The organism is Peribacillus sp. NPDC101481, from assembly GCF_044767165.1.
Classification (GTDB): domain Bacteria; phylum Bacillota; class Bacilli; order Bacillales; family DSM-1321; genus Peribacillus.
Genome location: NZ_JBIWNJ010000001.1, coordinates 1,202,274 through 1,223,036, shown reverse-complemented (window position 1 = coordinate 1,223,036; position 20,763 = coordinate 1,202,274). Strand labels below are relative to the sequence as shown.

The 20,763-nt window shown below is 43.9% G+C and carries 15 protein-coding genes, 1 other RNA gene and 1 other annotated feature; of the genes, 15 read left to right on the top strand and 1 reads right to left on the bottom strand.

What is annotated here, in order from left to right; all coding sequences use genetic code 11:
- The first annotated feature begins 42 nt into the window (after positions 1-42).
- The 6 genes from ACIROD_RS05870 to dtd all read left to right on the top strand — a co-directional run bounded on the left by ACIROD_RS05870 (position 43) and on the right by dtd (position 8,805).
- Positions 43-348, top strand: a complete 306-nt coding sequence (locus tag ACIROD_RS05870; RefSeq protein ID WP_157831013.1) for a post-transcriptional regulator — start codon at positions 43-45, stop codon at positions 346-348.
- A 195-nt stretch (positions 349-543) separates the two neighbouring features.
- Positions 544-2,805 carry a protein translocase subunit SecDF gene (gene secDF, locus ACIROD_RS05865; RefSeq protein ID WP_402938702.1) on the top strand — a complete coding sequence of 754 codons (2,262 nt, stop codon included), beginning with the start codon at positions 544-546 and terminating at the stop codon, positions 2,803-2,805.
- A 146-nt stretch (positions 2,806-2,951) separates the two neighbouring features.
- The gene (gene recJ / locus ACIROD_RS05860; RefSeq protein ID WP_402938699.1) at positions 2,952-5,327 is read left to right on the top strand and encodes a single-stranded-DNA-specific exonuclease RecJ; all 2,376 of its coding nucleotides are present in this window, start codon (positions 2,952-2,954) and stop codon (positions 5,325-5,327) included.
- On the top strand, positions 5,318-5,830 hold the full coding sequence (locus ACIROD_RS05855) for an adenine phosphoribosyltransferase (RefSeq protein WP_034308789.1): 513 nt from the start codon (positions 5,318-5,320) through the stop codon (positions 5,828-5,830). Before recJ ends, ACIROD_RS05855 begins: the two co-directional genes overlap by 10 nt.
- 317 nt (positions 5,831-6,147) lie before the next feature.
- Positions 6,148-8,346 (top strand): RelA/SpoT family protein, encoded by a 2,199-nt coding sequence (locus ACIROD_RS05850; RefSeq protein ID WP_101222762.1) that lies wholly within the window; start codon positions 6,148-6,150, stop codon positions 8,344-8,346.
- A gap of 15 nt (positions 8,347-8,361) precedes the next feature.
- The gene (gene dtd / locus ACIROD_RS05845; RefSeq protein WP_137020406.1) at positions 8,362-8,805 is read left to right on the top strand and encodes a D-aminoacyl-tRNA deacylase; all 444 of its coding nucleotides are present in this window, start codon (positions 8,362-8,364) and stop codon (positions 8,803-8,805) included.
- Between the two features lie 64 nt (positions 8,806-8,869).
- Here dtd and ACIROD_RS05840 read toward each other — a convergent pair whose 3' ends face one another.
- Positions 8,870-10,639 (bottom strand): N-acetylmuramoyl-L-alanine amidase family protein, encoded by a 1,770-nt coding sequence (locus tag ACIROD_RS05840; RefSeq protein ID WP_402938695.1) that lies wholly within the window; start codon positions 10,637-10,639, stop codon positions 8,870-8,872.
- A gap of 129 nt (positions 10,640-10,768) precedes the next feature.
- Here ACIROD_RS05840 and ACIROD_RS05835 point away from each other — a divergent pair, with 129 nt between their 5' ends.
- The 9 genes from ACIROD_RS05835 (at position 10,769) to ACIROD_RS05795 (ending at position 20,751) form a co-directional block, all read left to right on the top strand.
- On the top strand, positions 10,769-10,942 hold the full coding sequence (locus tag ACIROD_RS05835; protein WP_034308777.1) for a hypothetical protein: 174 nt from the start codon (positions 10,769-10,771) through the stop codon (positions 10,940-10,942).
- A gap of 78 nt (positions 10,943-11,020) precedes the next feature.
- Positions 11,021-11,257: a binding site (T-box leader), on the top strand.
- A gap of 99 nt (positions 11,258-11,356) precedes the next feature.
- Complete coding sequence (hisS, locus tag ACIROD_RS05830; RefSeq protein ID WP_402938691.1) at positions 11,357-12,628, top strand: histidine--tRNA ligase; 1,272 nt, start codon at positions 11,357-11,359, stop codon at positions 12,626-12,628.
- A 12-nt stretch (positions 12,629-12,640) separates the two neighbouring features.
- Entirely contained in the window at positions 12,641-14,410 is a 1,770-nt protein-coding gene (gene aspS / locus ACIROD_RS05825) for an aspartate--tRNA ligase (protein ID WP_260358223.1), read from the top strand.
- A gap of 86 nt (positions 14,411-14,496) precedes the next feature.
- Positions 14,497-14,682, top strand: a non-coding RNA gene (gene ssrS, locus ACIROD_RS05820) — 6S RNA.
- 480 nt (positions 14,683-15,162) lie between these two features.
- Positions 15,163-16,134, top strand: coding sequence for an NERD domain-containing protein (locus tag ACIROD_RS05815; RefSeq protein WP_402938687.1), 972 nt, complete (start codon positions 15,163-15,165; stop codon positions 16,132-16,134).
- 301 nt (positions 16,135-16,435) lie between these two features.
- A complete protein-coding gene (locus ACIROD_RS05810; protein ID WP_402938684.1) occupies positions 16,436-17,542 on the top strand; it encodes a M20 family metallopeptidase in 1,107 nt (368 codons plus the stop codon).
- Positions 17,543-17,653: 111 nt separating this feature from the next.
- Complete coding sequence (locus ACIROD_RS05805) at positions 17,654-18,415, top strand: tRNA threonylcarbamoyladenosine dehydratase (RefSeq protein ID WP_101222756.1); 762 nt, start codon at positions 17,654-17,656, stop codon at positions 18,413-18,415.
- A 190-nt stretch (positions 18,416-18,605) separates the two neighbouring features.
- Positions 18,606-19,796, top strand: a complete 1,191-nt coding sequence (locus ACIROD_RS05800; RefSeq protein WP_137020398.1) for an ABC transporter substrate-binding protein — start codon at positions 18,606-18,608, stop codon at positions 19,794-19,796.
- Between the two features lie 76 nt (positions 19,797-19,872).
- Positions 19,873-20,751: a branched-chain amino acid ABC transporter permease gene (locus tag ACIROD_RS05795; RefSeq protein ID WP_101222754.1), complete on the top strand. Its 879-nt coding sequence runs from the start codon at positions 19,873-19,875 to the stop codon at positions 20,749-20,751.
- Positions 20,752-20,763 lie beyond the last annotated feature (12 nt).

The window sequence follows — 20,763 nt, the reverse complement described above, 5'->3', positions numbered from 1 at the left end:
ATGCGCATTCATTTGAGAATCATTTTTACTGGAGGCAAAGTGATGGCAAAAAAGAATCATCCCTATCAAAGGTATTATCTAAAGGTGCGTCCATTTTTAAAGAGCAAGCGTGAGGAATTCCAAATGGTCGGATTGAATGCCGTAACGGAGGAAGACATATGGGGAACCTTAACCAAAAATAAATGGAAGCGTCCTCAGGAAAACATTCACATACATGAACTTGTCGCAGATATCGTGACATTTTCGAGCAACCAGTTCATGACCTTCCAAATGGTCGAAGCTTATAAATCACCAAACCTATTTGAGCCGCTTTCTGAAGATGAACTGAAGGAACTTTTGAAAGAATGACGCAAAGATATACTTAAATTGACAGCTGTTTGTATTTGACTCATAATAGATATGGTCATGCTTTTTTTGGAAAAGCATGGAAAGCTGTGTCTTTTTTCTCAAGAAGAAAAGGGAATGCAGTTATCATATGAACAAAAAATGACAGTTTTTTTAACTTCAGGAACAGGCGTATTATAGAAAGGGGCCTACTACATAATGGTAAAAAGAAGCAGGATCGTTGCGTTTTTTCTAATCGCACTTTTGATTTTCGCAGCGATGGGGACGACTTCAAAAGGAATCCTAAAGGATATCAAGCTGGGTCTTGATCTTCAAGGCGGTTTTGAAGTGTTATATGAAGTAAAACCGCTGTCTGGGGAGAAAATCACCCCGGATGTTTTACGGGCTACAGTAAGCTCGCTTGAGCGGCGTGTCAATGTTTTGGGTGTTAGCGAGCCTAACATTCAAATCGAAGGGAAAGACCGGATCCGCGTTCAATTGGCTGGGGTCAAAGACCAGAACAACGCTCGGGAAATCCTTTCGACACAAGCTAAATTATCCTTCCGTGATTACAACGATAAGGAAATGATGACCGGGGCTGACCTGAAAGAAGGCGGCGCGAAACAAACGTTCCAAGATAATCAACCGGTTGTTGAAGTCACATTGAAAGATGTGGATAAATTTAAGGACATCACTCAAAAAATATCCACGATGGAAAGTCCGACTAATGTACTTGCAATCTGGCTGGATTTTGAGGAAGGAAAAGATTCCATCAAAGATACCTCTTCACAGGACAATATGATTTCAGCTCCAGCTGTCAGTGAAGTTTTTAATACGAAGAAGGTGTATATTACCGGTCAATTCACGGTTGAAGAAGCGAAAGAGCTTGCAGCCCTTCTGAATGCAGGTGCCCTTCCTGTGGATTTAACAGAAAAGTACTCCACTTCTGTAGGTGCCCAATTCGGTGCAGGTGCACTGAATGATACTATTTTTGCAGGAATCATCGGGATTGCACTTGTTTTTATCTTCATGCTTGTGTATTACCGCTTCCCGGGATTCATTGCAGTCGTTACTTTAAGCATATACATTTTCTTGACTCTATTAGTGTTTGATTGGATGAATGCGGTCCTTACGCTGCCTGGTATTGCGGCATTGGTACTCGGGGTCGGGATGGCTGTCGATGCCAATATCATAACCTATGAGCGAATCAGGGATGAATTGAAACTTGGTAGATCCGTTAAGGCGGCTTATAAAGAAGGTACTAAGAATTCACTTGCTACAATCACGGATGCGAATTTAACGACCCTGCTGGCTGCGGCCGTACTGTTCTATTATGGAACAAGCTCGGTTAAAGGGTTTGCCACCACTTTGATCATTTCGATTTTAATGAGTTTCATTACAGCCGTTTATGGTACACGCCTCTTCATGAGCCTGTGGGTGAATAGCGGGTTCCTCGACAAACGTACAGGATGGTTTGGCGTGAAGAAGAAGCACATTCACGATTTATCCGAGAAGATGGATTTAATGTCATTGCCAACACGCTTTGATAAAATCGATTTCGTCAAACATCGGAAAGTTTTTTATGGCATTTCAATCGGTGTCACCATTATCGGGATCATATTCCTGCTCGTCTTTAGATTGAATCTCGGGATTGATTTCACGAGCGGCACCCGAATCGAGATTGCTTCCAAAGACGTCTTGACGACACAGCAAGTCAAAACCGAAATGGAAAAGGTTGGTATCGACGAAGGGGATATCAAGGATGTCAGGCTCGCTGGACAAGACAATAAGAATGCTGTCGTTCGGACAGTCGGTGTCCTCGATAAACAAGAGATTGCTGAATTGAAGGACCATTTCAAGAAGGATTACGGAGCAGAACCGAATGTCAGCACCGTATCACCGACTGTAGGGAAAGAGCTTGCGAAAAATGCCATGTTTGCGTTAGCGATTGCATCAATCGGAATCATATTGTATGTATCGATACGATTTGAATGGCGAATGGCTGTTCCTGCCGTTGTCGCGCTAATACATGATGCTTTCTTCATCATCACGATTTTTAGCTTACTCCGGCTCGAAGTGGATATCACCTTCATTGCTGCGGTTCTGACGATCGTCGGTTATTCGATCAATGATACGATCGTTACCTTTGACCGTATTCGTGAAAACCTACGCTTCAGCCGTAAAATCAAAACCGCCGAAGAGCTTGAGAACATTGTTAACATCAGTATCAGGCAAACTTTGACGAGATCCATTAACACGGTTTTGACCGTTCTCATTACGGTCATCGCATTGATGATCTTCGGTAGTGAAGCTATCCGAAACTTCTCCATTGCCTTGTTCATCGGTTTGATATGCGGCGTTTATTCATCGCTATTGATCGCTTCCCAATTCTGGCTTGATTTAAAAATCAGGGAATTGAAGAAGAAGGGTCCGCTGAATACCGCAAAAGAAAAGAAACAAAGTCTTGAAGGACAAGTTTAATAGGTGAGAGGGGGCTGGCATGATGCCAGCCTTCTTTTTGTTAAACTAAGTTTATTGGATAGGGAATTACAGCCATTTATGAGTTTAAAATAAAATTGAAACTGGTATATTCGTTTTGTATAATGAGTAGGTTGAGGGGTGAATAAATGTTAAAGCCAAAAACACGGTGGAACTTGCAATCTGCCGATGAAAACAAAGTTGCTGTACTAGCTGAAGAGCTTCATATCACACCTTTGGTTGCAGCCCTGCTTGTGAATCGAGGCCTGGATACAATTGAAAGTGCCCGATCGTTTTTATTTGTAAAAAATCAAACTTTTCATGATCCATTTTTATTGAAGGATATGGATAAAGCAGTATATAGAATAAGAGAAGCCATTCAAAATGGGGAAAAAATACGTATATTCGGTGATTATGATGCGGATGGCGTGACATCGACCACAGTGATGATGACTGCGCTGATGAAATTGGGGGCCAATGTTGATTTTTATATCCCGAATCGGTTTACAGAGGGGTATGGTCCGAATCCGATGGCGTTCCGCCTTGCAGCTGAGCAAGGGGTGAAGGTATTAATAACCGTCGATACCGGAATTTCTGCAATCGATGAAGCGAAACTTGCCAGCGAGCTTGGCATGGATTATATATTGACCGACCACCACGAACCGGGACCGGAACTGCCTGAGGCATTGGCAATCATCCATCCTAAACTTGAGAACAGTTCCTATCCATTTAAAGACCTTGCCGGAGTAGGGGTCGCATTTAAGCTTGCACACGCCCTGCTTGGGGAATTGCCTGAGGATCTCCTTGAAATAGCGGCAATCGGCACGATAGCGGATTTAGTGCCATTGCAAGGGGAAAACCGCCTCATTGCTGCGAAAGGCATCGAGCAGTTACGTTTGACTCGCCGCCCGGGACTTGTTGCGTTAATGAAAGTGGCGAATGTTCAGCAGGAAGCATTGAATGAAGAATCAATCGGCTTTGCGATGGCACCGAGGATCAATGCTGTCGGGCGCCTTGGAGATGCCGATCCCGCTGTCGATTTATTGATGTCACAAAGCCTGGAAGAAGCGGTGGAACTTGCGAATGAAATTAATGATATCAATAAAGAGCGGCAGGAAATGGTTGCAGCAATGGCGGCGGAAGCGATTGCTGAGGTCGAGGAAAACTTCCCGCCGGAGTCCAATGGCGTGCTCATCATCGGAAGGGAAGGCTGGAACGCAGGAGTCGTGGGGATCGTTGCCTCTAAACTTGTTGAACGCTTTTACCGGCCCACGATTGTATTGAGCTATGACCGGGAAAAGGGATACGCGAAAGGTTCTGCTCGGAGCATTGCCGGTTTCGATCTTTTTCAAAGTCTTTCCGCCTGCCGTGAACTGCTGCCTCATTTCGGTGGGCACCCGATGGCTGCTGGAATGACATTGAAAATTGAAGATGTCCAGGAGCTCAGGGACCGCATGAATTTGATTGCGAAGGAACAACTGAACGAAGAGGACTTCACACCGATTACAAACTTGGACGGTACTACGACTTTAGCTGACGTATCCATTCAAACGATTCAGGAAATGAGCTTGCTGGCGCCATTTGGGGTAACGAATCCCAAGCCGAAGATATTGATAGATTCCGTACAGCTTTCAAGTGTCCGCAAAATAGGTGCTAACCAAAATCACCTGAAGGTCCAGCTGGAAGATGGTGAAAATCACAAACTTGACGGTGTGGGCTTCGGTCTTGGTCATTTTGTCGATGAAATAGCTCCACACGCTGAGGTCTCGGTTATTGGTGAGCTTTCCATCAATGAGTGGAATAATATGAAAAAGCCCCAGATCTTTGTCCAGGATGTCTCGGTGAACCATTGGCAGTTATTCGATTACCGCGGCAAGGGACAGGCAGAGAAGTGGCTTGCCGACATTCCTGCACAAAATCGGAAGATCGTCATATTCTCGGAAGATATTTATAACAGATATCCATTTTTACAAAATCATCCGGATCTCGTTATTATCAAGAATGAACTGGATGCAGAGCAGCTCGACTGCTTCGAAGGACATTTGGCATTCATGGACATGCCGCCGTCAAGGGAATATTTGAAACGGGTGGTTGCCGATAAGCACCCTTCGCGTATCTACGCTCACTTTTCCCATGAACAGGACCATTTCCTAAGTACGATGCCAACAAGGGATCATTTCAAATGGTTTTATGCCTTCCTTGCCAAAAAGGGACCGCTCGATGTGAAAAGATATGGTGATGACCTAGCCAAATATCGCGGCTGGTCAAGAGATACTGTGGATTTCATTTCTAAGGTGTTTTTTGAGCTTGATTTTGTTACAATAGAGAATGGATTAATTATGCTCACAACCAATGCGAAAAAACGCGATCTCAGTGAATCTGAATCGTATACAAGAAAGAAAGAGCAATTTGAGCTTGAACAAGAGCTTGTTTATTCTTCCTATCAGCAATTATTCGATTGGTTCAATCATTATTTAGTTCATGAGGCAACAGACCTTGAGGAGGAAACAAAGCAATGGATTTAAAGCAATATGTAACAATTGTGCAAGACTGGCCAAAACCGGGTATTGTCTTCAAAGATATTACAACATTAATGGATAACGGTGCAGCTTATAAATACGCAACAGACCAAATCGTCGAGTACGCTCGCGATAAGAATATCGACTTGGTGGTCGGGCCGGAAGCGCGCGGATTCATTATCGGATGTCCAGTCGCATACTCATTGGAAGTGGGCTTTGCTCCAGTGAGAAAAGAAGGAAAACTTCCACGTGAAACGATAAAAGTCGAATATGGATTAGAATATGGCAAGGATGTATTGACAATCCATAAAGATGCCATTAAACCGGGACAGCGTGTATTGATTACGGACGATTTACTTGCTACCGGGGGAACAATCGAAGCGACGATCAAATTGGTTGAACAGCTTGGCGGAATTGTAGCCGGGATTGCATTCCTCATTGAATTGACTGACTTGGATGGTAAAGATAAATTAGACGGCTATGATGTCTTGACATTAATGAGCTTTTAATAAAGAAGAGCACTCTGACCAGGGTGCTCTTTCTGTTTTTACCCGTTTTTTCTGGATTTTGTCGAATTTCCAGTGAAAAAAAGCAGTATTCTTTATAAAATACACGTTTATCTCTTTACATCCTTGCCTTTTTTTTCGATAATAGTAATAATAAAGAGTTTTTCTGCTAATAAGTTTATTTGCACTTTTATCCGTTTAAGCGGATTTATTTTTTTTCGCAAAAATTGTCACGTTTTGCAGAATAAAGGGAAGTGCTACCAATCATACTCAATCCGGATCATATCCGGTGGCAGTTAAAGTGGGGTAAAGGTGATTAAATGGCTAATGATCAAATATTGACTGCCGAGCAGGTTGTAGAACGGGCCAGCTTATATCTTCAGCCGGAAGAAGCTGAATTTATTCATAGAGCGTTTAAGTATGCAGAATATGCTCACCGAGAACAATTTCGTAAATCGGGAGAGCCTTATATTATTCATCCGATTCAAGTGGCGGGCATTCTGGCTGAACTTGAAATGGACCCTGCAACCATTGCGGCAGGTTTTTTACATGATGTTGTTGAAGACACGGAGATCACTCTGAAGGATATTGAAGAAAATTTCAGTCCTGAAGTCGCCATGCTTGTGGATGGCGTGACAAAGTTAGGGAAAATCAAGTATAAATCACAGCAGGAGCAACAGGCGGAAAACCATCGGAAAATGTTCGTGGCGATGGCCCAGGATATACGGGTCATCCTGATCAAGCTTGCGGACAGACTTCATAATATGCGGACATTGAAGCATCTGCCGCAGGAAAAGCAGAGAAGGATATCGAACGAGACGTTGGAAATTTTCGCACCGCTTGCTCATCGTCTTGGTATCAGTACAATTAAATGGGAACTTGAAGATACTGCCCTAAGGTATTTGAATCCTCAGCAGTATTACCGAATCGTCAACCTGATGAAGAAAAAGCGTGCAGAACGTGAACAGTATCTGGAAGAAGTCATTGATGAAGTGCGTAAAAACGTTGAGGAAGTCAATATTAAGGCTGACCTTTCCGGGAGACCGAAACATATATACAGCATTTATCGTAAAATGGCCTTGCAGAATAAGCAGTTCAGCGAAATTTATGATTTGCTTGCCGTTCGTATCGTCGTCAATAGCATAAAGGATTGCTATGCCGTTTTAGGGATCATCCATACATGCTGGAAGCCGATGCCAGGCCGATTCAAAGATTATATTGCGATGCCGAAGCCGAATATGTATCAATCGCTCCATACGACGGTGATCGGACCGAAAGGCGACCCGCTGGAAGTGCAGATCCGTACTTCCGATATGCATCGCATTGCCGAGTTTGGGGTTGCCGCGCACTGGGCTTATAAAGAAGGAAAAGATGTCGGTGAACAGCCTTCACTGGAAGAAAAATTGACATGGTTCCGGGAAATTCTTGAATTCCAGGATGATGCGACTAATGCAGAGGAATTCATGGAATCCCTTAAAATAGATCTTTTTTCTGATATGGTATTCATTTTTACACCAAAAGGCGATGTCATCGAACTGCCATCAGGATCCAACCCGATAGATTTCGCTTACCGGATTCACTCGGAAATCGGAAACAAAACGATTGGTGCCAAGGTGAATGGGAAAATGGTGCCGCTGGATTATAAACTGAAAACTGGCGACATCATAGAAATCTTAACTTCTAAGCATTCATATGGTCCAAGTCAGGATTGGCTTAAACTAACGCAAACATCTCAGGCGAAAAACAAGATCCGCCAATTTTTCAAGAAGCAGCGCCGGGAAGAAAATATCGAAAAAGGCAAAGAGCTTGTTGAAAAGGAAATCAAGGATATGGAGTTCGACCTGAAGGAAATCCTGACGGCCGAGAATATCAGGCGTGTTGCAGATAAATTTAACTTCCTGAATGAAGAAGATATGTATGCAGCAGTCGGATATAACGGAATCACTGCCCTTCAGGTAGCTAACCGCCTTACCGAAAAATGGCGTAAGCAGAAAATGGTCGAGCAAGAAGCGGATATTTCTGAAGCTGTAGCCGACCTGAAAACCTTCTCCAATACATCGAAAAAACGTGACTCAGGTGTACAGGTACCGGGGATTGATAACCTGCTTATCCGTTTATCGCGCTGTTGCAACCCAGTGCCAGGGGACGAAATCGTTGGTTATATAACCAAAGGCCGTGGAGTTTCAGTTCACAGACAGGACTGCCCGAACCTGGATAGCGGGGATTCCGACCATCGCCTTGTACCTGTTGAATGGGAAAGTACGATTAATGAACGCAAGGAATACATCGTTGAGATTGAAATCAGCGGCTATGACCGTCGCGGCTTATTAAACGAAGTGCTGCAGGCCGTCAATGAAACCAAGACCAACATTTCGGCGGTCTCGGGTAAATCGGACAGGAATAAGGTGGCGACCATTCACATGTCGATCTATATCCATAACATTGCCCATTTACAAAAGGTCGTCGACCGTATCAAACAAATTTCAGATGTTTATTCCGTTAGAAGGATAATGAACTAAGGAGTTTTTATTGCCATGCGTGTTGTTTTACAACGTTCCAAAGCGGCAAAAGTCGTTGTCGCAGACCAAGTCATCGGGCAAATCGACAGCGGGCTCGTCCTGTTGGTTGGTGTCACCCATGGGGATACCATCGATGACGCCGCCTATTTGGCCGATAAGATTGTAAATCTCAGAATATTTGAAGATGAAAATGAAAAGATGAACCATTCACTCTTGGATGTGGGAGGTTCGATTTTATCAGTTTCACAATTCACCTTATACGGCGATAGCCGCAAAGGCCGTCGACCGAACTTCATGGACGCCGCCCGTCCTGAAGAGGCGAATGAAATATATGAAGCATTTAACGAGGAACTCCGCAAGAAAGGCGTCCATACTGAAACCGGTCAATTTGGTGCCATGATGGATGTTCAGCTTACTAATGACGGTCCCGTTACACTAATACTTGAAAGCAAAAAATAACCTGCTGCGGCAGGTTATTTTTGTAGAAAAGCCAGCTTCGATTCGAAGCTGGCTTTTCTAATTCTTATTTAAAATACCTCGCCAATCCATTATAGATGGCAGATGTGATTTTTTCTTGATACTCATTCGATGTTAACGTCAATTCTTCCACTGGATTGCTTAAATAACCTAGTTCAATAAGTGTAGCTACCCGTTTATTTTCGCGGGTAACATGAAAATTCCCGTAACGTGATCCGCGATTGGGCACCTGCATGGTTGAACCGAGTGAATTGGCCAGAGTAGCCGCCAATGCATGCTGGTAGTCATGATAGTAGTATGTGGTTATCCCGCTGGTGATCTGGTCCTTGGTGCTATCATAATGGAGGCTGATGAAAGCATCCGCGTTATGTATATGAGAAGTGCTGACCCGGGAAGGGAGTGGAACATAGGTATTTCCGCTTCTGGTCAGGATCACTTTAGCTCCTGCCGCCTGAAGTTTGTCCCGCAGCAGCTCTGCCGTACGAATCGTCAGGTTTTTCTCGAGTGTTCCACCGACGCCTATCGTACCGCTATCCCTGCCGCCATGGCCGGGATCGATCACAATGGTTTTATCCTTTAAGTACTTTTCAACGCCAGGTCGTTGGATCTGCTCCGAATTCCCTTCGATCGTCACGATCCATCCGGCCACATAAGCCGTTTTTCCGCTCTTCAGTTTAATGGAGTACCAGTCGCCTTCCATACCTGATGCGGAGAACGTTTCACCTGCATTGGCCTGCTCGACAATCTTCGAGTTGCCATCAGGCTCGCTTCTAAGAATCGTACCATCATGAATGATGGTAATCTCGTTTCCTTTTACATCAACCTTTTTTTCCTTAGCCGTTTGTTCAACATTCTCTTTTTCCAGGTACCAACTCACGACCCAGCCCTTTTTTGAACCGGAGAGCTTGATCTGTGTCATATTTCCCTTTGTTTGCAGTACGGCGTACGTCTCATCCTTGTTCACCGAACCGATGACCTTGCTGGAGAGAGAGGCTTCTTTCCTGACATTTAAACCCGCAGCGGTCACCCTTGCAGTGGCGCCTGCCGTTTCATTTTTCATGTCTTCTTTACCTTCGCTTACTTGTATGTAAGGTTCAGCTACCCAACCGCGGACTCCTTGGAAATCTATTTCAGCCCATTCATTTTCAACCCTGTAAACGGTCACTGACGTATTTTTATTCAGCTTTCCTAGCGAGGCACTGCTTGTCGATGGTTCCGAACGGACATTGAGCCGGTCCACCAAAGTTACTCCGGTTTTTACGGATTGATTCGTTTCTTTTTTCTTAGTTGAATCTTTCTTCGCTGAATTTCCTGATGCGGCGGGGAGATTAAGGTAGTCAGAAGAGACCCAACCTTCGATATCCGCCGTTTTGATCTTTATCCAATTTTCATTTTTTTCAATGATGTCAACAGCTGTACCTTTACTCAAGGACCCAACCGTTTGAAATGTAGTGCCTGGACCTGTACGGACACGGACCGAGCTGCCTGATATCACGCCTTGTCCGGATTCCTTTTTGACCTGATTGGTTTCAGACCCAGTTTGTTTCTCCACTAACCAATTGGCAACCCATCCCGTTTTGCCGGCGCCAATCCGGATTTCGATCCAGTCGCCATCCTCATTCAGAATGGGATACGAGTCCCCTTTTTCCAGTTTTTTCACGATAGGGAAACTGAGGCCTGCACCTTCACGGACATTGACCACTTGGTTCGTCACGATATTTTCCCCTTCATCTTTTCCAAAAGCGTGATTGACGGGGAAAATCGCTGAGAATATCAGCATCAGTGTCAGGCCAAATAAACCCGATTTCTTCTTCATAAGTTGTCTCTCCCTTTTAATGTCTATATGTATGTATTCTCGTTCAATGAAAATTTCCCTCTTTCCTTGTGCAAAAAACATTTTTTTTAGGAAAGAATAGAGCTTATATAACTCTAGGAGGGAAACCACATGAAATTCAGCGAAAAAGATCAAACGAGCTTAAGCGGAGGCAATCAAGTATTGGGTGTCGATTTTCACGATTTCATCCAAAAGGAACAAAGCGCAAACCTTGTTGAATTGGCTTCTGAATTCGGAGTCAATGTCCGGACAATCAAAAATCTGAAAAAACGTTTGAACCAATAAAATGCGACAAAATCCTCAGTCTGCCTTGACATTTGATGTTAACGTCCGTATGATTATAAAATATCAGACTTATTACTGCAATAACCAATGATGGAGAAGAGTAATTAAGAAACACATGAAAAGAGAGGAAATGCCGAGGCTGAAAGCATTCCACATGATGACTTAATGAAAGAACCCTCCGTAGGCTTCACTCCGAACGGATTTACTTAATAGGAGATGAACGTAAAACAGGCGTTAACTGTTTTTGAGCGGGGGCACTTTTTTTGTGCTTCAACTAGGGTGGCACCACGGGATATCCAAACTCTCGTCCCTTGTAACATATAAGTTACAAGGGGCGGGAGTTTTTTGTTTGGAAAAAATCAGTATAGCGCGTCGTATCAGAAAGGGCGCCTTGCTTTAAAGGAGGAAACACACATGTCTATTCAGATTCCTAGAGGTACCCAGGATTTATTGCCTGGCCAAACGGAAATTTGGCAGTATATCGAAAACATGGCGCGTGAGATTTGTCACCGTTATCAATATAAAGAAATCCGCACTCCAATTTTTGAGCACACGGAATTATTTTTACGTGGTGTAGGGGATACAACCGATATCGTTCAAAAAGAGATGTATTCATTTCAAGATCGCGGTGAAAGGAACTTAACCCTTCGTCCGGAAGGCACCGCATCTGTTGTACGGTCATATATCGAGAACAAAATGTTCGGGTGGGCCAATCAACCGGTCAAGCTTTATTATATCGGGCCGATGTTCCGCTACGAACGTCCGCAAGCAGGCCGATTCCGCCAGTTCGTTCAATTCGGCATCGAAGCTTTAGGAAGTAAGGATCCAGGAATCGATGCAGAGGTTCTGTCACTTGCGATGAACCTGTACAAGGAACTTGGTTTGAAAAAGCTGAAACTTGTGATCAACAGCCTTGGTGATAAGGAAAGCCGGACAGCGCATCGCAATGCGTTAATCAAACATTTCGAACCCCGCATCGGAGAGTTTTGCGGCGATTGTCAAAACCGTCTGGAAAAGAATCCTTTGCGTATCCTGGATTGCAAAAAGGATCACGGTCACGAATTGATGAACACGGCTCCATCCATCATTGAATATTTAAATGATGAATCCCGTATTTATTTCGAAAAGGTGAAACAGCATTTAACCGATTTGGAAATCGATTTCGTAGAAGATCCGACTCTAGTGCGCGGCTTGGATTACTATAATCATACCGCCTTTGAAATCATGAGTGATGCAGAAGGCTTTGGCGCCATCACTACACTTTGCGGAGGCGGCCGTTATAACGGGCTGTCTGAAGAACTTGGCGGACCGGAAACACCAGGAATCGGCTTTGCACTTAGCATTGAACGCCTGATTGCAGCCCTCCAAGCAGAAAACATCGAGCTTCCGATCAAAAAGGGAATTGACTGCTATCTTGTTTCATTAGGTGAAACAGCCAAGGATTATACCGTCAAACTTGCCCATCAATTGCGGAATGCCGGTTTTACCGTCGAAAAAGACTATCAAGACCGTAAAGTGAAAGCACAATTCAAATCAGCCGACCGCCTTGAAGCAAGATATGTGGCGACACTCGGGGATGATGAATTGGCAAATAATAAAATCAATGTGAAGTTCATGGAAACCGGTGAACAAGTCCAGATGGATCTTGCTACATTCGTTGAACAATTTAAAAAGCTACAGGCTTAAGGGGGAAATACCATGTTTGGCAGAACATACTTCAATGGTGAAGTGACAGAAGCAGCAATTGGTGAAAAAGTAACATTAAAAGGATGGGTACAAAAACGCCGGGATTTGGGCGGTGTCATCTTTATCGACCTACGTGACAGAAGCGGAGTCGTCCAAGTCGTTTTCAATCCGGACATTTCGGCAGACGCGCTGGCTACAGCCGAAAAAATCCGTAATGAATACGTCCTTGATATCCAAGGGACAGTCATCAAACGTGATGAAGCCAACTTCAATCCGAACGTAACAACAGGGACAGTCGAAGTTCAAGCCGAAAACGTTACAATTTTAAACGAAGCAAAGACCCCTCCATTCATCATTGATGAAAGAACGGATGTATCAGAAGACATCCGCTTGAAATATCGTTATTTGGACCTGCGCCGTCCAGCGATGTTCGAAACGCTGAAAATGCGTAACCAAACAACAAAAGCGATCCGTGATTACTTGGATGGTGAAGGCTTCCTTGATATCGAAACACCTATCTTAACAAAAAGTACACCTGAAGGAGCACGTGACTATTTAGTGCCTAGCCGTGTGCACGAAGGGGAGTTCTATGCACTTCCGCAGTCACCGCAAATCTTCAAGCAGCTATTGATGGTATCAGGTTTCGAACGTTATTATCAAATTGCCCGCTGTTTCCGTGATGAAGATTTACGTGCTGACAGACAGCCTGAATTCACGCAAATCGATATCGAAACAAGCTTCATGAGCCAAGAAGATATCATCAAGACCGCAGAAAACATGATGGCTAAAGTGATGAAAGACGTAAAAGGATTGGACGTAACACTGCCATTCCCTAGAATGACCTACAATGAAGCGATGAGCCGTTACGGATCCGACAAACCGGATACACGCTTCGGAATGGAACTTAAAGATGTTTCCGAAATCGTCAAAGACAGTGATTTCAAAGTGTTCACCGGCGCTGTTGCAAGCGGCGGACAAGTAAAGGCGATCGTCGTTAAAGACGGAAATGCGGATTATTCCCGTAAAGACATTGATGGATTGGCTGAATTTGCAGCGATTTACGGTGCAAAAGGCCTTGCATGGCTGAAAGTTGAAGAAGACGGCGTAAAAGGGCCGATCGCCAAATTCTTCGCTGAAGATCAAGAGCAATTAGTATCTGTATTGGAAGCCGAGGTGGGCGATTTAATCCTATTCGTGGCGGATAAGAAAGGCATAGTCGCTGATTCACTTGGAGCACTACGCATCAAGCTTGGTAAAGAAAGAGGCTTGATCGATCAAAGCAAATTCAACTTCCTATGGGTGACCGACTGGCCATTATTTGAATATGACGAAGAAGAAGGACGCTACTATGCAGCACACCATCCATTCACAATGCCATTCCGTGAAGACATGGACAAATTGGAATCAGACCCAGCAAGCGTCCGTGCCCAAGCATATGACCTTGTACTGAACGGCTACGAACTTGGCGGTGGATCACTGCGGATATTCGAACGTCACGTTCAGGAAAAAATGTTCAAAGTACTTGGATTCTCCGAAGAAGAAGCAAACGCACAATTCGGCTTCCTAATGGATGCATTCGAATACGGAACGCCTCCACACGGCGGAATCGCCCTTGGATTGGACCGCATGGTCATGCTGCTCGCAGGCCGCACGAACCTTCGCGACACCATCGCGTTCCCGAAAACAGCAAGCGCAAGCGACCTGCTCGTTGACGCACCGAGTACTGTAAGTGACAAGCAATTGGCTGAACTTAACCTAAGACTTGCTGCACTTAAAAAATAATTCATTTGGGAAAAATATGAAAAAATACCTAGGTGTTTTTTCTTGAAACTGAGCTAAGCATTATGATATGATATTTCCAATAAGTAAGAGTCCTGATGTGTTCGTTCTTTAACCTATAAGTTTTGACCGAACACTTATAGTTACCGGGAGCACTAGTTTCCTGGCCGCGTAAAAGCCTCCCTCGAAGAGGACTTACAAACGCGAGGAACCGAGCACCCACCTGCGGAGAGCGGGTTCAAAACAAAGGCGTAAACGGCACAATTGGGACTCTTACACCTTACAAAGCAACTCATGTTACATAACATGGGTTTTTTTGTGCGTAAAAATAGTCAATTTACAGGAGAATGTGTATATTTACGAGTAAATGGAGGAAACTCACGAGTAAATGGAGGGAACTCACAAGTAAATGGCGTAAATTCACGAGTAAATAGTGCGAACTCACGAGTAAATGACGTAAACTCACGAGTAAAAGGCGTGAATTCACGAGTAAAACGTATATTTACGAGTAAATGGAGGGAACTCACGAGTAAATGGAGGGAACTCACAAGTAAATGGCGTAAATTCACGAGTAAATAGTGCGAACTCACGAGTAAATGGCGTAAACTCACGAGTAAAAGGCGATAACGTCCGACTGAGCTATAAATCTCAAGAATTAAACCGAGCAAACTCACGGTAAAACGCCTGATTTCAGTATTTTGGCAGGAATAATGGGCATTAACAAAGAAGCTAAAGGAGAAGGAGTTGATATATGGATGCTAAAACCGTGTGAAAGGCCTATGAAAATGCTCAAACTGGAGGCATTAAGCAGGAGGCTATCAGCAAATCATCCAAAACAGGAAAGAATAAGGAACGAACTCCGGAAAATCCGTACAGGATTTAACGGGGAGTGGAGTATCGGAAAAGAACTGAAGAATCTTCCGAAAGAATATCGAGTATTTCATGATTTGAGGTTAGGCTACGACGGGAGCCGTTATTTTCAAATGGATTTCCTAATAATCACCTGGAATTACGGCATCATCATTGAAGTGAAAAACTTTGCTGGAACGCTCTATTTTGACCGCACCTATCCCCAATTGATTCGGACAAAAGATGGACAGGAACAAGCTTATCTAGATCCGCTGATCCAGGTTGAAGTGCAAAAATCCCGATTTAATGATTGGCTTACTTTTCACAAATTCCCCTCGCTGCCGATTGAAACGCTCATTGCCAATGCAAACTCGAATACCATCATCAGGACTACCCCAGGTTTTACCCCCATTTTCAAAAAAATCACGGGAAAAGAAACCCTGATCTCCAAAATTCATACTCTCGATGAAAAGTATTCTTCTAAGCCATTAACCCAAAGACAGAGCAATAGACTTTCGAACACGATTCTGCAAAAAAACACTCCGCATAATCCTGATATACTCGATTTGTATCAGATCGATGAGCAAGATCTGCTAAAAAGCGTTCAATGTCCTGAATGCTCTGCTCTCCATATGCAATATCACTGGGGCAAATGGTCTTGCAGTCACTGTTCTTACGCCTCCAAAGATGCCCACATTAAAACTCTTCGTGATTTTGCTCTCCTCATAAAACCCAATATTACGAATAAACAAGCTCGTCTCTTTTTACAAATAGATTCAATTGATATCATGCAACGGATGCTGTCTGCACTGGAATTGCCTTATTCGGGGCAATTTAAAAATAGAGCTTATAGACTTGATGGATTAATTCACGAGTAAATGGCGCAAACTCACGAGTAAACGAGCCAAATTCACGAGTAAATGGCGCAAACTCACGAGTAAACGAGCCAAATTCACAAGTAAATGGCGCAAACTCACGAGTAAACGAGCCAAATTCACGAGTAAACACCCCAATCTAACGAATAAAACCCAAAAACCCTCGAATATACTTCAAATCTTCCCATTTAAGTAACATTCGGCAATATAGATTCGTAAATTATAGTAAGGTTGAGCAATATTCAGCCAAGGATAGAAAGTAGTGAGGGCTTTGAAAGATTTATTATATGCAAAGAGGAAGGAAATGCTTCAATTAGTGGAGCGGCTAGTGAATATAGATAGTGGTTCTCATACGAAAAAGGGTATTGATGAAATTGGTTCGATTTTAAAAACGAAATTTGAAAGTCTGGATTTTATTGTAAATACCGTTGAGCAACAGAATTATGGCAATCAGCTGGTCATCCAGCATCGTGAGGCGAATCAACCGCATATTTTGATCGTTGCCCATATGGATACGGTGTTTCCGGAGGGGACAGCGCAAAAACGTCCTTTTAAGGTGAAAGGAAATCGGGCATACGGTCCTGGTGTGGCGGATATGAAGTCTAGCTTGGTTGAGTTATTTTATGCGATCCATTGCTTGAAACAGACGGGGCAGACAGGCTATAAGCATATCCAAATCATTCTTAATAGTGATGAGGAGATCGGGTCTCCGTCGTCCGCTTCACTCATCTCGGAAAAGGCGGCAGGTAAGAAGTTTGCGTTAATTCTTGAACCGGCAAGGACGGACGGTTCGCTTGTCACGGCAAGAAGGGGCTGCGGTCAGTTTAAAGTCGATATTATGGGAGTTGCTGCCCATTCGGGGATCGAACCGGAAAAGGGACGTAGTGCAATTGAAGAATTGGCCCATAAAATCATCGCCCTACACCTATTGAATGATCAAAAGAAAGGAATCAGCGTTAATGTCGGCAAAATTGAAGGAGGCTCCGCTGTCAATATGATCGCTTCCCATGCGGCTGCCTTCGTCGATGTGCGGATTTCGGAAAAAAAGCAGGAAGGCACCGTTCTCAAGCAGCTGAAAAAAATCTGTGCAGAAACCTATATTCCCGGAACGAAAACGACATTAAGCGGAAAAATGGACCGGTCCCCCATGGAAAAAAATGAGAAATCGAACTTGCTTTTAGAGACGATCCGTCAGGCTGGGAAGGAAATCGGCATCGAAATCACGGAAACGGCCACGGGTGGAGGCTCGGATGCTTCCATCACTTCTGAATTGGGAATCGCTACAGTGGATGGACTTGGGCCCATTGGAGGAAATGCACATAGTGAAGAGGAGTATTTGGAAATTCCGAGCCTGACGGAAAGGACGCTCCTTTTGGCTACCGTCCTTCAAAAATTATCAAAAATGACCTAGTGCACTAATTCCGATTAGACTGCTCATATTTCGCTTGTCATAAATGATGTTTATGATATATTGTTTATTGGGAAGCTAAATAAGAACAGAATTTATTGGAGTTGAATATATATGCTGCATCAGTTTTCACGAAATGAATTGGCAATTGGCAAGGAAGGAATCGATATTCTGAAAAACACGACCGTTGCTGTCCTGGGTGTAGGAGGCGTTGGTTCCTTTTCAGCCGAAGCTTTGGCACGTACGGGGGTAGGCCGTATTATTCTTGTGGATAAAGACGATGTCGACATCACAAATGTAAACAGGCAGATCCATGCTCTATTATCAACAGTCGGTCAACCGAAAGCGGAATTGATGAAAAACCGCATTCAAGACATCAATCCCGACTGCGAAGTGATCGCTCTTAAAATGTTCTATACAGAAGAAACGTTTGAGGAATTCTTCAGTTATGGCCTGGACTATGTCATTGATGCATCGGATACGGTCATTTATAAGATTCATGTGATGAAGGAATGCCTGAAACGGAATATCAAGGTGATTTCAAGCATGGGTGCCGCTAATAAGATGGACCCGACTCGTTTTCAAATTGCTGATATCTCCAAAACGCATACAGATCCGCTTGCCAAGGTCATTCGCACTAGATTGCGTAAAGAGGGCATAACAAAGGGAATCCCGGTTGTCTTTTCCGACGAGAGCCCTATTGTCATTCGTGAGGATGTCCGAAAAGAAGTCGGCAATGATGAGGCAAAAATCCGTAAAGCGCAAATGCCGCCATCTTCAAATGCTTTCGTACCATCCGTAGCGGGCTTGATTGCAGCTAGCTGGGTGATCAATGATATTTTAAAAGACATTGAAGTTCGCCGGGTAAACGATTGATAAGAAAGTTAACTGACTCTATAAAGGGTCAGTTTTTTTGTGTCGAATAGTAGATATTCCCTTTTAATAACTTTTTTATCCATATCATATAGACGGGGTCGAAAGAATGAGATAAACTTGTTTTCAGAATATTATTTTTATTCAGATATTCTATTTGTTTAAAAGAACATACAAAACAAGGGGGTTTCAAATGAAGAAGAAAAAGCTAGCAGGAGTGTTTCTATCACTTTCATTGGTTGCAGGGGCGCTGGCAGGTTGTAGTGGCGGCGACTCGAAAACTAGCAGTTCAGGCGGGGGTTCATCAAACTCGGGTGACACGATCAAAATTGGGGCCAACCTTGAATTGTCCGGAGGCACGGCATCATTCGGCCAATCGGCTGCCGATGGTTTGCAACTGGCCATCGATGAGATTAATAAAGAGGGCATCGACGGTAAAAAACTGGAAATCGTTAAGGTTGATAATAAATCAGATGCTGCAGAAGCTACAAGCGGTTCGATCAAGCTGGTCAGCCAGGACAAGGTTGTGGCTGTAGTCGGATCTGCGACAAGCACTAATACATTGGCACAGGTACAAGTCGCACAAGATAATCAAGTTCCTCTACTTACACCAACTGCAACAAATCCCGACATCACCAACAAAGCTGGAAAATTAAATGATTATGTGTTCAGGACGTGCTTTATCGATCCATTCCAAGGGACGGTGGCAGCCAATTTCGCAACTGACGAAATAGGGGCAAAGACGGCTGCGATCTATGTGGATAGCGCAAGTGATTATTCCAAAGGATTGGCCGCAGCTTTTAAAGAAGCGTTTACTGCCAAGGGCGGTAAAATCGTGGCGGAAGAAGCTTATGTAACTAAAGATACTGATTTCCGCTCTACATTGACACGTATTAAATCCGCAAAACCGGAGTTCGTTTTCCTTCCTGGTTATTATGAGGAAGTCGGATTGATCTTAAAACAGGCTCGTGAAGACGGCATAGACCTTCCATTCATGGGCGGGGACGGCTGGGATTCCCCGAAGGTCGTTGAAATTGCCGGAGCTGAGGCTTTGAAAAATACCTATATCACGAATCACTATTCTCCGGAAGATGAAGATGCAAAGATCCAGGATTTCGTTGCAGCCTTCAAAAAGGAATACAATAAAACACCGGATGCCTTTGCCGCACTTGGCTATGACACTGGCTACTACCTGGCTGATGCCATCAAGAGATCTGGTGATGCTTCTCCCGAAAAAATCAGACAAGCGTTGGAAGATGTCAAAGATCTTCAATTAGTTTCCGGAACGCTGAACCTCGATGAAAACCATGATCCGATCAAATCGGCGACCATCTTGGAATATGTGGATGGCAAACAAACATTCAAAACAAAAATCAATCCATAATACCGTACGTGGATAGGGGGCAAGTCCCCCCTATTCTATATTCACTTAAAAAACACCTTAACGGGGAGAGTGCAATATGGAACTGATTCAGCAATTGGTAAATGGCATTTCACTCGGAAGCATTTATGCTTTGATCGCTCTAGGTTATACGATGGTATATGGAATCGTCAAGCTCATAAACTTCGCCCATGGAGACGTATTCATGGTCGGTTCATTTGTAGGGTTTTACGCCATTACCGTAATGGACTTATCCTTCATCCCAGCTTTATTGATTTCGATGGTCTCATGTGCCATCTTTGGCGTTTTAATTGAACGCATTGCTTATAAACCCCTTCGTAATGCAACACGGATCGCGGCCTTGATAACGGCCATCGGTGTTTCCCTTCTGATAGAAAACGGGCTGATTTACATCCGGGGCGCCCAGCCGGAAGCCTATCCAAATAACGTCCTTCCGATGGATAAACTCGATATATTGGGAGTTTCCATCAGCAGTCAATCGATATTGATCTTATCTGTTTCCATCATATTAATGATCATCCTACAATTCGTTGTCCATAAAACCAAAATCGGCAAAGCGATGCGTGCCGTTTCATTCGATTCCGAAGCGGCTAAGCTGATGGGAATCAATGTGAATAATACGATTTCAGCTACATTCGCCATAGGTTCGGCCCTTGCAGGGGCGGCTGGTGTCATTTTTGGAATCTACTATATTAAAATCGAGCCGTTGATGGGTGTCCTTCCTGGCCTTAAAGCATTTGTTGCAGCAGTCTTGGGCGGCATCGGCATCATTCCTGGCGCGATGGTCGGCGGTCTGCTGCTTGGAGTGATCGAGGCTTTGGTCAGTGCTGCCGGTTATTCATTATGGCGCGATGGTGTGGCTTTCGTCGTACTTATCTTGATTTTGATTTTCTTGCCGCAGGGTCTGTTCGGTAAAAATAAAAGAGAAAAAGTATAGGGGAGACATGGC